Here is a 12,684-nt window from a genome sequence, read left to right on the forward strand (position 1 = left end):
GGGGAAGGGATGTCTTGAGCACCTTCCGATCCCTCGGTATCCACAACTACAGGCTCTGGTTCATCGGGGCCCTGATCTCCAACATCGGTACCTGGATGCAGCGCACCGCCCAGGACTGGCTGGTCTACGACATCCTCACGCCTCAGAACGCATCGGCCCTCGGTATCGTGATGGCGCTGCAGCTGGGGCCGCAGCTCGTCATCGCGCCGTGGGCAGGCCTGATCGCGGACACCGTGGATCGCCGCCGGCTGCTCGCCGTCACGCAGGTGGCGATGGCGCTCCTGGGCGTGGGCCTCGGCCTGATGGTCCTCCTCGATGTCGCTGTCCTCTGGCACGTCTATGCGTTCGCCCTGGCACTCGGCATCGTCTCGGCCTTCGACGCCCCCGCGCGGCAGGCCTTCGTGTCCGAGCTCGTGCGCGACGACTACCTGCCCAACGCCGTGGCTCTGAACAGCGCGTCCTTCAACGGTGCCCGCCTCATCGGCCCCGCGATCGCAGGGCTGCTGACGGCCGGTGTGGGCCCGGGCTGGGTGTTCATGATCAACGCCCTGACGTTCGGCGCCATGGTCTACGTGCTGCTCGCCATGCGCACGTCCGAGCTGAACCAGCAGCCCCGCCAGACCCCGGGCAAGGGCCGGATCCGCGCAGGGTTCCGCTATGTACGCCACAGGCCGGACCTCATGGTGGTACTGCTGGCGATCTTCATCGTCGGCACCTTCGGGCTCAACTTCGCCGTCTTCATCGCGTCGATGGCACGCACGGAGTTCGGGCAGGATGCCGGGGTGTTCGGTGTCCTGTCCTCGGTCATGGCCATCGGGTCCGTGGCAGGGGCACTGCTCTCGGCACGGCGGGACCGCCCGCGCCTGCGCTTCGTGTTCGGTGCATCGGCGGCCTTCGGATTCGCGTGCATCCTCGCCGCCCTCGCGCCGAACCTCTGGCTCTTCGGACTCAGCCTCGTGCCGGTGGGCCTGTTCGCGCTGACGCTGATGACGAGCGCCAACGCCTATGTCCAGACCACGACCGACCCTGTGATGCGAGGTCGTGTCATGGCGCTGTACTTCGCCATCTTCCTCGGTGGGACGCCGCTGGGAGCGCCGGTGGTGGGATGGGTGTCCGACGCCTTCGGCCCGCGATGGAGTCTCGGGGTCGCAGCGGCGTCGGGTCTTCTCGCGGCTGCTGTCGGGATCTTCTGGGCATGGCGCTACCACGACGTGCGGTTGCGCTACGACCGGTCGGCGCCTCGTCGCCTGCGTCTCGACCACGAGGCCGGTGCGGCGGACGGCGCTCCCTAGCCACGTCATGTCGGCGGAACCGTCTGCCGCGCGAGCTCGATATCGACAGCCTGCCCCGCCTGCCAGTTCAGGTTCCTGCGCGGGCCGGCCGTGCCTCGTCGGTGGACGGGTGGGAGGAACCAGGGCACGCCGCTGCGCGATTCGATGCTCCACGTGCCCTGATGGATGGCGTGGTGGTGGCGCGAACACAGCAGGACCCCGTTGTCGATGCTGGTCCGGCCGCCGGACGACCAAGGCCGAAGGTGGTGGGCCTCGCACCAGCTGGCGGGGATGGAACAGTCGGGGAAGGCGCACCCTCTGTCCCGAGCCACCAAAGCACGGCGGAGGTGTGGAGGGAAGAGCCGTTGAGCCCGTCCGACGTCCAGTACCTGCCCTCTGCTGCCCAGGACAACCGGGATGATCTCGGCCTCACACGCGAGCTTCCTGATGGTCCTGGCACTGATCTGTTGCGAGAACACCGCTGAACCAGCCCGTTGCATCTGCTCCAGCAGGTCCCGGTAGTCGATGGTCACCATGACCTGCGGACGGTGCCCACCCGTTGCGGGGAGCCCATCGCCGGACAGGGCGATCCTGCAGGCGGCGACAAGGCCTTCGAGCATGTCCTGGGCTCTCGTGGTAGGAGCGGCATCCACGGCCGTGGCCACCGGACCGCCGCCATCGTCGGCCGGACCGGCCGGAGAGGCGGGATCCTTCACGGCCCTGCGCGGGTTGGTGGCCGAGTTCATCACGGTGACGAGGTGCTCGAACTGTTCGTCCGTTGCGCCGATCTCCAGAAGATGCAGCCCGTGGCGGCGGCCCTTGAGGAAGACGCCCTGCCGGGCGCGCAGGATCTTCTCGGTGGGTTCCTGCCCGTCCTGGTCGAGCACCGATTCCCAGCGGCGAGCCAGGACCCGCAGGAGGTCCTCGTCGGACTGGGCTGCCTGCAGGGTGAGGTGGTGCTCCATGGACATGAGCTGTTCCGGCGCCGCGACGGCGTGTACCCGCTTGAGTGCCCGGACGATAATGGTCGCGGCGCGGCTACTGATCACGCAGGAACCCACGGCGTCGCCGAGCGCCTCCAGCGGGGCAGGGGTCGGCGCGCCCGTGGGTGACAGCCCAGGCAGGACGACCTCGGCCAGGTTCAGCCGCCGCCTCGCTTCCGCCTCGCCGATTCCCAGCGTGGTCCGCAGGAACTCCGCGCAGTCCCGCAGCCTGGCAGCGGGCCTGTCCGGCCGGTCCGGCGGGGATGCTGCTCCTGGCTGTGCCTGCACGGATGCCGGGACGAGAGTGGGACCGCGCAGTTGGTGATCAGCGAGATCGTGTTCATCGGCCAGACGGGCGACGAGGATCTGCAAATGGTCGACGACCCTCGACACCTGCTCGACGTCGACGACGAGGCGGAGGGCGTCTGCTCTGGAGAGAACGCTGTGCTGCCGCGTCAGGTCGCGGGCGCAATCGGCCAGGGTGGCGCGCGCCGATTCGAGCGGGCTCCCTGCTCGGGTGACACTCTCGATCGGTGCTGTAGCCATGCCTCGATTTTATAGAACACACGTTCTACTCCGAGATCAAGGGTGCCTATGTGGATAAGAACGCGGGGCCCTGTCCAGGGACCAGGGACCAGGGACCAGGGACCAGGGACCCTGACCAGCGACCCTGACCAAAGGCCCGGGACCCGGGGCCTGAGACCAGCGGGTGCCGCTCGCCCGTGCGGAGTCCGGTGTGGGCGAGCGGCCCCGGAGACCTAGAGGAGGTTCTCGACCACGAAGTCGATGCAGGCGATCAGGGCCGAGACGTCGTCGGGCTCGATCGACACGAAGGTGGCGATGCGGAGCTGGTTGCGGCCCAGCTTGCGATAGGGCTCGACGTCGACGATCCCGTTGGCCCGCAGGATGGCGGCGATGCGTGCAGCGTCCACGGCGTCGTCGAAGTCCACGGTCACGATCACGTTGGAGCGGTCCTCGGCGCGGGCGACGTACGGGTTCGCGACGGCGGATGCCTCGGCCCAGCGGTAGAGCTTCCCGGCGGAATCGGCGGTGCGGCCGGCGGCGAAGGGCAGCCCGCCCTGCTCGTTGAGCCACTGCACCTGCGCTTCGAGTGTGACGAGCGTGGACAGCGAGGGCGTGTTGTAGGTCTGGTTCAGGCGCGAGTTGTCGATGGCCGTCTGCAGGTCGAGGAAATCGGGGATCCACCGGTCTCCGGCGGCGATGCGCGCCGCGCGCTCGAGCGCGGCGGGGGAGAAGAGCCCGAGCCACAGTCCGCCGTCGGACGCGAAGTTCTTCTGCGGGGCGAAGTAGTAGACGTCGGCCTGTGACACGTCCACGTCCAGGCCTCCGGCTGCGGACGTCGCATCGACGACGACGAGCGCTCCGTCATCGGCGCCCGCGACCCGCCGGACGGGAGCGGCGACGCCGGTGGAGGTCTCGTTCTGCGGCCAGGCATACGTGTCCACCCCGGTCTCCGCCGCGGGGTCCGGACGCGTACCCGGCTCGGAGGTGATGATGCTCGACCCCTCCAGGAACGGCGCCTTGTCGGTCGCGGCGGCGAACTTGGACCCGAACTCGCCGAAGGAGAGGTGCTGCGCCTTCCGCTCCACCAGACCGAAGGTTGCGACGTCCCAGAACGCCGTGGATCCGCCGACGCCCAACACCACCTCGTACCCTTCGGGGGCGCCGAAGAAGGTGCTGAGGCCGGTGCGCACGCGTCCGACGAGATCGCGGACCGGCGCCTGGCGGTGGGACGTCCCGAGCAGTGAGGGTCCGGCGGCCACGAGTGCGTCGATCTGCCCCCTCCGCACCTTGGAGGGGCCGGCGCCGAAGCGGCCGTCCGAGGGCAGCAGGTGTCCGGGGAGGCGGGGCAGGTCATTCATGGGTGCTCCAGCTGTTGGGCGGCGGGTACGGCCCTCATTCTGCCCCAGCTGTCACGGGCCCCTCCATTTGTGAACTCCTGCCTGCGGGAAGGGGCCAACGGCGCCGTCGGCGTCTTCCGGCGGGCGGAGGGGGTCGATTGCCGGGCGCGTTGCGGCATGGGTTAACCTTGGGGAGCGTGGGGCGGATCAGGCCGCGGCGGCGGCGCCTTGCCTCACCGGCGTGAGGCACACCAGCCGCGCACCCGCACCGCACCAAGGAGCTGAACCGCATGACGGACCTCATCGACACCACCGAGATGTACCTGCGGACCATCCTTGAGCTCGAGGAAGAGAACATCGTCGCCCTCCGTGCGCGCATCGCCGAGCGACTCCGCCACTCGGGGCCGACCGTCTCCCAGACCATCGGACGCATGGAACGCGACGGCCTCGTTGTGGTCTCCGGCGACCGGCACCTGGAGCTCACCGGGCTGGGACGGCGTCGGGCCACCGAGGTCATGAGGAAGCACCGCCTCGCGGAGCGCCTGCTGAGCGACGTCATCGGGCTCGACTGGGCCTATGTGCACGAGGAGGCCTGCCGCTGGGAGCACGTGATGAGCGAGCGTGTGGAGCGCAGGCTCTACGAACTCCTCGGCAAGCCCTCGGAGTCGCCGTACGGGAATCCCATCCCGGGACTCGAGGCGATCGGGGGAGTGGAGTCCGAGCTGTTCACCGACGGCGTGGTGACCCTGCTGTCCGCCATGGGCACCTACTCTCCTGACAAGCAGGTCACGCTCGTGCGACTGGCGGAACCGATCCAGGTGGATCCGGAGCTTCTCACGCAGCTCGACGAGGGCGGCCTGCGTCCCGGAGCGCAGCTGAACCTGGAATCCGTGGGCGGATATGTCTCCGTCCGCGTGCCCGGTGTCGAGGGCGCCCTGGAGCTGCCGCCCGTGGTCGCCTCCCACGTGTTCGTCGCCGTCGCACCCTGATCCCCGACCCGCGGGGCAGGGTGCGCCTCATCGCCGCCGATATCAAGAACACACCGGTCCGTGACCGTAATGTGACATATCGGTGTTTCTGATGTAGCTTTCATCTCGTGCCAAATTCGCTCTAGATCCGGCACCCTCCTGCAAATCGCCTAGCTCTGCCATTGCTCGAGGTCCGTCCGCACCATCGCATGGCAGAGGCGGGGGAACCAATTTCCGGGTTTCTTCACAGAAATCCTTGGGGTTAAGTCGCTGTTTCATGCAGCGGCCGGGTGACTCCCATCCGAATCCGACAGCTCACCTCGCAGGCGTTGGGAGAGGCAATCCAACGTGTCCAAAAGCTCTTCGCCGGGCCGCCATCGTGCGGCCCGGAACGTCAGTGCGCTGACGAACCTGTCCACAGCAGTCACCTCCAACGCCGGATCCGTCGGCCGCCAGGCAGCCGTCATCGTCGCCGCGTCAGGCCTGGTGCTGACCGCCGGGCTGCCGGCCCACGGTGCAGCCACCGCCGAGCGTGAGGTGCAGTCCTCCGCAGCGTTGACCGTGAACCGGGTCGTCCCGGCCGAGGTCACAGTCCCGGCCACCGCAACGGTCTCCTTCGACCGCGTGGCCGTCGAGGTCACCGCCGCTCCCGAGCCCGTCGTCGAATCACCTGCTCCCGAGCCCGTCGTCGAGGCGCCCGTCGTCGAGGCCGCGCCCGCCATCGCCATGCCGGCTCCTGTCGCACCGGCTCCTGTCACGGCTGCCCCTGCCGCGGCTGCACCTGCCGCCCCGGTGACGGTCGTCGCCGCACCTGCCCCCGCACCGGCCACAGTGGTTGTCCCCGCTGCCCCGGCCCCTGTAGCCGCGCAGCCCGCACCCGCACCTGCCCCGGCCGCACCTGCCCCCGCCGCTCCTGCCCAGTCCTCCGGCGTCGCTGCAGGCCTGGTCGGTTCGGCCTACGCCCAGATCGGCACCCCGCAGGACTGCACCGCCATGGTCGAGAAGGCGCTGCGCTCGGTCGGCAAGTCCGTGGGAGACCTCGCCCCGGGCCAGTTCTTCCAGTTCGGTGACGTGGTGGGGAGCCCCGCACCGGGCGACCTCGTGATCACCGGTGGCCACGTCGCCATCTACGTCGGCAACGGCCAGGTCATCAGCGGTGGCCTCAACGGCATGAACACCGGCCTCCACGGCCTGTCGGACCTCCCCGGCGCCAGCTTCGTCCGCGTTCGCTAACCCCCCACTTTTCGGAGAAACCCCATGTCTTCACGCGCCACAATCGCACGCCACCGGGGAGAAGCGCGGAACACCGCAAGCTTCTCCGCCCTCGCCAGCGCCGTCACGTCCAACGCGAGCGGGATGGGCCGTCAGGCCGCCGTCATCGCGGCGGCGTCCGGCCTCGTCCTGACCAGCGGTGTCGCGGCCAACGCCGCCGACCTGCAGCCGCAGCGCGACGTCGCTGCCTCCAGCATCTCCCTGTCGTCGGTCCGCGCCGCCGTCGTGGCGTCCACCGAGACCGTCGTGTCCTTCAACCGGACGCCGGTCAAGGTCAACGCCAAGCCGGTCGTCGCACCCGCGGCTCCTGTCGTCGAGGCCCCTGTCGCCGAGGCCCCTGTCGCCGAGGCCCCTGTCGTCGAGGCCCCTGTCGTCGAGGCGCCGCCCGCTCCCGCTCCGGTGGCAGCAGTCCAGGCGCCGGCCGCTCCCGCTCCGGTCGCAGCAGTCCAGGCGCCGGTCGTCCAGGCCCCCGTGGCGCAGGCGCCGGCTCCCGTTGCGGCAGTCAAGGCACCCGTCGCTGCGCCTGCCGCAGTGGCGCCGGCTCCTGCCCCGGCACCCGCTCCCGCGCCGGCCCCCGCTCCCGCGCCCGCCCCTCGGGCGTCGTCGGGCGTTGCCGCGACCATCGCCGCAGCAGCCAAGGGCCAGCTCGGTGTCATGCAGGACTGCACACGCCTGGCCAGCAACTCCCTCGCCGCAGCGGGCATCAACTTCCACGGCTGGCCGGCAGGCTACCTCTCGCTGGGTCGGACCGTCAGTGCCGGCGAGGCCATCCCGGGCGACCTCATCTACTACGCCAACGGCGGCATGGGCATGGCTCACATCGCCGTCTACATCGGCGGTGGCCAGGCCGTGCACGGCGGGTTCAACGGCAACACGACCGTGATCGCACCCGCCGAGCTCGGCTCCGGCGGCGTGTACATCCGCGTCGGCGGCTGACCGACGGACGAACGACCAAACGGAAGGACCGGCACCATGTGCTGGTCCTTCCGTTCGTGTATAGATGACGAATCCGGCCTCGCACCACAATTCCGCTGAGGAATGCTGCCCATTAGTGACCTTCATGTGTTGTGCTTACCCTTGCAGTGTCAATCAGAAGCACCTCTCCCGATCCCCGGGATGGCACCCGGTTGCGGGAACACGTCGGTATCGAGGCTTTGTTCATGCGCACTCTCGTTCTGAATGCAGGGTATGAACCACTGGCGGTCGTGACCTTCCGCCGGGCGCTGGTCCTTGTGCTCACGGGGAAGGCGAGCGTGGTCGCGGAGGACGACGACCCGGTGGTGGGTCCCACGGAAGTGCTCGGCCGGCCGTCGGTGATCCTCCTCCACCGGTACGTGAAGATCCCGTACCGGCACGACGTCACCGCGACCCGGCGCGGGGTCCTGCGCCGCGACAACCACCTGTGCGCCTACTGCGGGAAGACCGCCTCGACCATCGACCACGTGATGCCCCGGTCCAGGGGTGGCGGTGACACCTGGGAGAACCTGGTGGCGTGCTGCCTGAAGTGCAACAACGCCAAGGGGGACAAGACGCTCAGCAGCCTCGGTTGGAAACTGCGGATCGTCCCGCTTCCACCGCGCGGCCCGCAGTGGCAGATCCGCGAACTCGAGAAGCCGGCACCGCAGTGGAGCGAGTTCCTCGCCGAGAACGCCGCGTGACCGGCACCCCGCGGTTCGACGCCATCGTCCTGGCCGGCGGCCGGTCCTCGCGGCTCGGCGGCGTGTCCAAGGCCGGTCTGGTCCTCGACGGGCAGACCCTGCTCGAGCGCACCTGCGCCGCCCTCTCCGACGCGGGGCGCCTCACCGTCGTCGGTCCCCGGCCCGACGGCGCGTGGCGCGCCGAGGCTGTCGCGCCGTCGTTCGTCCGGGAGGAACCCGCCTTCGCCGGGCCGGCAGCGGCCGTGGTCGCCGGGTTCCGGGCGTCACCGGGACCGAGGGCGCCCTGGTGCGCCGTGGTGGCGTGTGACATGCCGCGTGTCGGTGAACTCCTCGAAGCCCTGCTGGCCGAGGCCGCGGCAGGGGACGCCACCTCCCTGATCGCGGTCGACGGCGGGCGTGACCAGCTGCTGGCAGCGCTGTACCGGAGCGAGGACCTCGCAGCCGCCATCGACGCCGTCCTGGCCCGCGGTCCGGCGGACAACCTCTCGATGCGAAGCCTCCTTGCTAGTGTGAGCACCAGACCCGTCCCGGTTCCGCCGGGCACCACACACGACGTCGACACCTGGAACGATGCGCGAATGCTGGGAGTCGACGTCCCCTAGCACCACCCGGAGGGCCCATGGACGACCGCCAGAAACTGCTGCACGACTGGACCGAGAAACTGCTCGCCGCCTTCGAGATCGACGGGACGGACGTGGACATCGACGCCGTCCTCGGGCTGGCCGGTCGCGCAGCCCACGGTGTGGTGAGGCCCGCGGCGCCCCTGACGACGTTCGTGGTCGGGTATGCGGCAGGCCTCGCGGTGGGCAGCGGACAGGCGGACGAGCAGGTGGCCATGGAATCCGCGATGGCGGTGGCCGACGCGCTCTGCGCTGAGGCCGCGGCGGGTGGAGGTCCCGCATGAGCGAGTCGGTACCCGCCCGCAACGTCGACTGGGCGATGGCCCGCACCCTCGCGCACGGCGCGGGGCGGCCGCTGCCCTTCCAGACCGTCACCCTCGCGGACGCCCTCGGGCAGACGCTCGCCGAACCCGTCCACGCGCTGCAGGCCATCCCGCACTACGCGTCCTCGGCGATGGACGGGTGGGCGGTGAACGGTGAGCCACCCTGGACGCTCGTGAGCCACGCGCAGCCGGACGAGCACCCCCGCGGCAGGCCTGCGCCGCACGCCGACTCCGGCGAGGTATCGCTCGCGCCCGGTGAGGCGACGTTCATCCTGACCGGGGGAGTGGTTCCCCAGAACGCCGTCGGCATCCTGCGGACCGAGCACGGCGCGGTCCGCGGGGACGTGCTGGACCGCAACGAGTCGGCCCGGCCCGACGAGCCGTCGCCCCACGAACACGTGCGGCCCGCGGGGGAGGAGGCCGAGGAGGGCTCCGAGGCCATCCCCGCCGGCGTCGTCCTGAATCCCGCACAGATCGCCCTGGCAGCGGTGTGCGGACACGACACCCTCGCCGTCCTGCGGGCTCCTCGGGTGTCCCTCCTGATGACCGGTGACGAGGTGATCGACCACGGACTCCCGCACCCCGGCCAGGTCCGCGACACCTTCGGCCCCCAGCTGCCCGCCTTCGTGGCGATGCTCGGAGGCCACGTCGACGTCGCCGGGCGTGCGAAGGACGACCTCGACGACGTCGTGGCCGCCATCAGTGCGGAACCGACCGACGAGTTCTCCCTGGCCAGGGCATCCGGTGACGTCCTCATCACGACCGGCGGCACGGGCAGTTCCTCCGCGGACCACATCCGCCGGGCACTCACCGAACTCGGGGCCGAGCTGATCATCGACGGCATCGCCATGCGGCCGGGCCACCCGACGCTGCTGGCGCGCCTGCCGGACGGACGCTTCCTCGTGGGGCTCCCGGGCAACCCCCTCGCCGCGATGATGGCCATGCTCACGGTGGCCGGTCCGCTACTGGCGGGACTGCGCGGGGCCGTACTGGAGGAGCCGCGGACGGTGACGAGCGCCGACGCCTTCGAGCCGCTGCCCGGCAGGAGCCGCCTCGTCCCGTACCGCGCCGAGGCCGGGCGGGCCGTCCCCAGCACCCACCAGCGCTCCGGGATGCTGCGCGGTCTCGCCTCCGCCGAGGGCGTCCTGGTGATCCCGTCCGAGGGCTGTGCTGCGGGCGACCCCGTGCCGGCCCTGTCGCTGCCGTGGGTGGTCGGCTGACGCGACGCCGACGCCGGGGACGCTGTCCACACCCCCGGACGGCGGCCCCGACGGTCCGGACGCCGACCTGGGTCAACTAACCTCGAGACAGGACCGAGGCAAGGAGCACAGCATGAACCGGGTCACCCAGCGACGTCGTATCACCAAGTTCCGTATCGGGGCGCAGACCGGGCGCCGCGAGGACGTGCTGGCGGGGGAGGAACCGCTCGAGATCCGCCTCGGCGGCAGCGCCTTCACGGTCACCATGCGTACACCGGGGGACGACTTCGACCTCGTGGCCGGGTTCCTCGTCTCGGAGGGCGTGGTCTGGGAGCCGGGCCAGCTGCCGAGCCTGCGGTACTGCGCCGGCGTGGACGAGAACGGCCAGCAGACGTTCAACGTGGTGGAGGCCCAGCTCCGGCCGGGCGTGGAGCTCCCTGACACCGCGATGGAACGCCATGTGTACACCTCGAGCTCGTGCGGCATCTGCGGCACGGCGTCGATCGACGCGGTACGGAAGTCCTCGCGGTTCGACCTGCATGACGACACCGCCCCGGTGGACCTCGGCGTCCTGGCGTCGCTGCCCGACCGCCTGCGCGAGAGCCAGAAGCTCTTCGACCGCACCGGTGGCGTCCACGCCGCCGGCCTGTTCACCGCGGAGGGGGAGCTCCTGTGCCTCCGGGAGGACGTGGGGCGCCACAACGCAGTGGACAAGGTGGTGGGCTGGGCGCTCCGGGAGGGCATGCTGCCCCTGCGCGGGACTATCCTCCAGGTGTCGGGCCGGGCATCCTTCGAGCTCGTGCAGAAGGCGCAGCTCGCGGGCATCCCCGTCCTCGCCGCCGTGAGTGCGCCGTCGTCCCTGGCAGCGGACCTCGCCGATGACGCCGGCCTCACGCTCGTGGGTTTCAGCCGCGGGACGTCCCTGAACTGCTACTCGCACCCGGACCGGATCGCGGCCTGATCCGTCGCGCGGGCGGGTGCCCCATCGTCGTACACGCCCTCCCCTGGCAGGAGCGCGTCGGCCCGCGATACGCAGCAGGGACCCGCGACACTCCGCGGGCCTCGGGACGCGCGGCGGGGACCGGACCCCGCCGCGCACGCCGTGCCCGGCGTCAGAAGGGATTGAGCAGGCGCTGGACGAACCGGCGCGTCCGCTCCTCGCGCGGATCGCGCAGCACCTGGTCGGGGTGGCCGTGCTCCACGACCACGCCCCCGTCCATGAAGACCACCTCGTCGGCGACCTCGCGGGCGAAGGCCAGCTCGTGGGTCACGATCGCCATGGTCCACTTCTCCTCGGCGAGCTCCTTGATGACGGTGAGCACCTCGCCGACGAGCTCGGGGTCCAGGGCCGACGTCGGCTCGTCGAACAGCAGCAGGTCCGGCTGCAGTGCCAGCGCGCGGACGATCCCGACGCGCTGCTGCTGCCCGCCGGAGAGGTTGAACGGGTGGTCGTCCCGCTTCGCGGCGAGCCCCACGCGCGCGAGGAGCCGTTCGGCGTTCTCGACGGCGTCCTTCCGGGACTTCCTCTGCACCCGGACGGGGCCCTCGATGATGTTCTCGAGCACCGTCATATGGGGGAAGAGGTTGTAGTTCTGGAAGACCATGGCGCTGCGGTCCCGCAGGGACAACGCCTCCTTCTTGCCCACCTTGCCGCCGAACTCCACGCTCGGTCCGCCGCGGAAGGCCACGGTGCCGCCGTCGGGCGTCTCGAGGCCGTTGAGGCAGCGCAGCACCGTGGTCTTCCCTGAACCGGACGGGCCGACGAGCGCGACCACCTGCCCGGCGTCGATGCGCAGGTCGATGGACTTCAACACCTCGTTGTCGCCGAAGGACTTCCGCAACGAGGTGGCGGTCAGGAGGGGATCAGTGGGCGACATAGCGGTCCAATCTCTTCTCGAGGGCGGACTGGCCGCTGGACAGGACGAGGCAGATCACCCAGTAGATGGCGGCGGCCTCGAGGTAGACCAGCATGAACTGCTGCGAGAAGGCGGCGATCTGCTGGGCCTCGCGGAACAGCTCCGTCACCAGGATCACCGACGCCAGCGAGGTGTCTTTCACGAGGCTGATGAAGGTGTTGGACAGCGGCGGGACCGAGACGCGCGCCGCCTGCGGGAGGATGACGCGACGCAGGGTGACGGTGCGGGACATGCCGATGGTGTGACCCGCCTCCCACTGTCCCTTCGGCACGGAGAGGATGGCCGAGCGGAGGATCTCCGCCGCGTACCCCGCGACGTTGAGCGAGAACGCGATGATGGCACTGGGCCACGGGTCGATGGTCAACCCGATCGAGGGGAGCCCGTAGAAGATGACGAACAGCTGCACCAGCAGGGGCGTGCCGCGGATCACCGAGACGTAGAACCTCGCGATGCCCGAGAGGACGGGCTGCCCGCTGATGCGCATGAGCGCGACGACGAGCGCCAGAGCCAGGCCGAACAGGAAGGAGACGATGGAGAGCGGGATGGTGCCCGTCACAGCGCCGGAGACCATGGGCCAGAAGGAGGCGCGCAGCAGTTCCCAGTCCATCAGTC

The 12,684-nt window shown here is 70.2% G+C and carries 13 protein-coding genes and 1 riboswitch; of the genes, 9 read left to right on the forward strand and 4 right to left on the reverse strand.

Translation table 11 applies throughout. The annotated features are described in order from the left end of the window. Window positions 1–14 precede the first annotated feature (14 nt). On the forward strand, window positions 15–1,292 hold the full coding sequence (locus ACX80N_RS08850) for an MFS transporter (protein ID WP_459339073.1): 1,278 nt from the start codon (window positions 15–17) through the stop codon (window positions 1,290–1,292). A gap of 5 nt (window positions 1,293–1,297) precedes the next feature. Here the strand turns inward: ACX80N_RS08850 and ACX80N_RS08855 are convergent, their stop codons facing one another. Then, complete coding sequence (locus ACX80N_RS08855) at window positions 1,298–2,800, reverse strand: HNH endonuclease signature motif containing protein (RefSeq protein ID WP_459339074.1); 1,503 nt, start codon at window positions 2,798–2,800, stop codon at window positions 1,298–1,300. 212 nt (window positions 2,801–3,012) lie between these two features. Then, window positions 3,013–4,137 carry a phosphoserine transaminase gene (gene serC / locus ACX80N_RS08860; RefSeq protein WP_459339075.1) on the reverse strand — a complete coding sequence of 375 codons (1,125 nt, stop codon included), beginning with the start codon at window positions 4,135–4,137 and terminating at the stop codon, window positions 3,013–3,015. A gap of 269 nt (window positions 4,138–4,406) precedes the next feature. Between serC and ACX80N_RS08865 the strand changes: the two genes are divergently transcribed. The 8 genes from ACX80N_RS08865 (at window position 4,407) to fdhD (ending at window position 11,117) form a co-directional block, all read left to right on the forward strand. After that, the gene (locus ACX80N_RS08865; RefSeq protein WP_105031240.1) at window positions 4,407–5,105 is read left to right on the forward strand and encodes a metal-dependent transcriptional regulator; all 699 of its coding nucleotides are present in this window, start codon (window positions 4,407–4,409) and stop codon (window positions 5,103–5,105) included. Window positions 5,106–5,274: 169 nt separating this feature from the next. Beyond that, window positions 5,275–5,427: riboswitch (cyclic di-AMP (ydaO/yuaA leader) on the forward strand. A 5-nt stretch (window positions 5,428–5,432) separates the two neighbouring features. After that, window positions 5,433–6,317: an NlpC/P60 family protein gene (locus tag ACX80N_RS08870; RefSeq protein WP_459339076.1), complete on the forward strand. Its 885-nt coding sequence runs from the start codon at window positions 5,433–5,435 to the stop codon at window positions 6,315–6,317. 24 nt (window positions 6,318–6,341) lie between these two features. Further along, window positions 6,342–7,292, forward strand: coding sequence for an NlpC/P60 family protein (locus ACX80N_RS08875; protein WP_459339077.1), 951 nt, complete (start codon window positions 6,342–6,344; stop codon window positions 7,290–7,292). A gap of 224 nt (window positions 7,293–7,516) precedes the next feature. After that, window positions 7,517–8,014 (forward strand): HNH endonuclease, encoded by a 498-nt coding sequence (locus tag ACX80N_RS08880; RefSeq protein ID WP_105031237.1) that lies wholly within the window; start codon window positions 7,517–7,519, stop codon window positions 8,012–8,014. Next, entirely contained in the window at window positions 8,011–8,616 is a 606-nt protein-coding gene (gene mobA / locus ACX80N_RS08885) for a molybdenum cofactor guanylyltransferase (RefSeq protein ID WP_459339078.1), read from the forward strand. Before ACX80N_RS08880 ends, mobA begins: the two co-directional genes overlap by 4 nt. Window positions 8,617–8,633: 17 nt before the next feature. Continuing rightward, window positions 8,634–8,918: a DUF6457 domain-containing protein gene (locus ACX80N_RS08890; protein WP_105031235.1), complete on the forward strand. Its 285-nt coding sequence runs from the start codon at window positions 8,634–8,636 to the stop codon at window positions 8,916–8,918. Further along, the gene (locus tag ACX80N_RS08895; RefSeq protein WP_459339079.1) at window positions 8,915–10,177 is read left to right on the forward strand and encodes a molybdopterin molybdotransferase MoeA; all 1,263 of its coding nucleotides are present in this window, start codon (window positions 8,915–8,917) and stop codon (window positions 10,175–10,177) included. Before ACX80N_RS08890 ends, ACX80N_RS08895 begins: the two co-directional genes overlap by 4 nt. 112 nt (window positions 10,178–10,289) lie before the next feature. Next, window positions 10,290–11,117: a formate dehydrogenase accessory sulfurtransferase FdhD gene (fdhD, locus tag ACX80N_RS08900; protein WP_459339080.1), complete on the forward strand. Its 828-nt coding sequence runs from the start codon at window positions 10,290–10,292 to the stop codon at window positions 11,115–11,117. A gap of 151 nt (window positions 11,118–11,268) precedes the next feature. On the opposite strand, the gene ACX80N_RS08905 is transcribed toward fdhD, so the two are convergent. Continuing rightward, on the reverse strand, window positions 11,269–12,033 hold the full coding sequence (locus tag ACX80N_RS08905) for an amino acid ABC transporter ATP-binding protein (protein WP_105031232.1): 765 nt from the start codon (window positions 12,031–12,033) through the stop codon (window positions 11,269–11,271). Continuing rightward, window positions 12,020–12,679, reverse strand: a complete 660-nt coding sequence (locus tag ACX80N_RS08910) for an amino acid ABC transporter permease (protein ID WP_459339081.1) — start codon at window positions 12,677–12,679, stop codon at window positions 12,020–12,022. Before ACX80N_RS08910 ends, ACX80N_RS08905 begins: the two co-directional genes overlap by 14 nt. Between the last annotated feature and the right edge of the window lie 5 nt (window positions 12,680–12,684).

Source organism: Arthrobacter sp. MDT2-16 (assembly GCF_054510925.1).

Excerpts from the sequence above, each read along its gene's own strand:
- ACX80N_RS08895 (WP_459339079.1), top strand. The coding sequence starts at position 8,915 with ATGAGCGAGTCGGTACCCGCCCGCAACGTCGACTGGGCGATGGCCCGC.
- ACX80N_RS08855 (WP_459339074.1), bottom strand. The coding sequence starts at position 2,800 with ATGGCTACAGCACCGATCGAGAGTGTCACCCGAGCAGGGAGCCCGCTC.
- ACX80N_RS08905 (WP_105031232.1), bottom strand. The coding sequence starts at position 12,033 with ATGTCGCCCACTGATCCCCTCCTGACCGCCACCTCGTTGCGGAAGTCC.
- ACX80N_RS08910 (WP_459339081.1), bottom strand. The coding sequence starts at position 12,679 with ATGGACTGGGAACTGCTGCGCGCCTCCTTCTGGCCCATGGTCTCCGGC.
- serC (WP_459339075.1), bottom strand. The coding sequence starts at position 4,137 with ATGAATGACCTGCCCCGCCTCCCCGGACACCTGCTGCCCTCGGACGGC.
- ACX80N_RS08875 (WP_459339077.1), top strand. The coding sequence starts at position 6,342 with ATGTCTTCACGCGCCACAATCGCACGCCACCGGGGAGAAGCGCGGAAC.
- ACX80N_RS08880 (WP_105031237.1), top strand. The coding sequence starts at position 7,517 with ATGCGCACTCTCGTTCTGAATGCAGGGTATGAACCACTGGCGGTCGTG.
- ACX80N_RS08890 (WP_105031235.1), top strand. The coding sequence starts at position 8,634 with ATGGACGACCGCCAGAAACTGCTGCACGACTGGACCGAGAAACTGCTC.
- fdhD (WP_459339080.1), top strand. The coding sequence starts at position 10,290 with ATGAACCGGGTCACCCAGCGACGTCGTATCACCAAGTTCCGTATCGGG.
- ACX80N_RS08865 (WP_105031240.1), top strand. The coding sequence starts at position 4,407 with ATGACGGACCTCATCGACACCACCGAGATGTACCTGCGGACCATCCTT.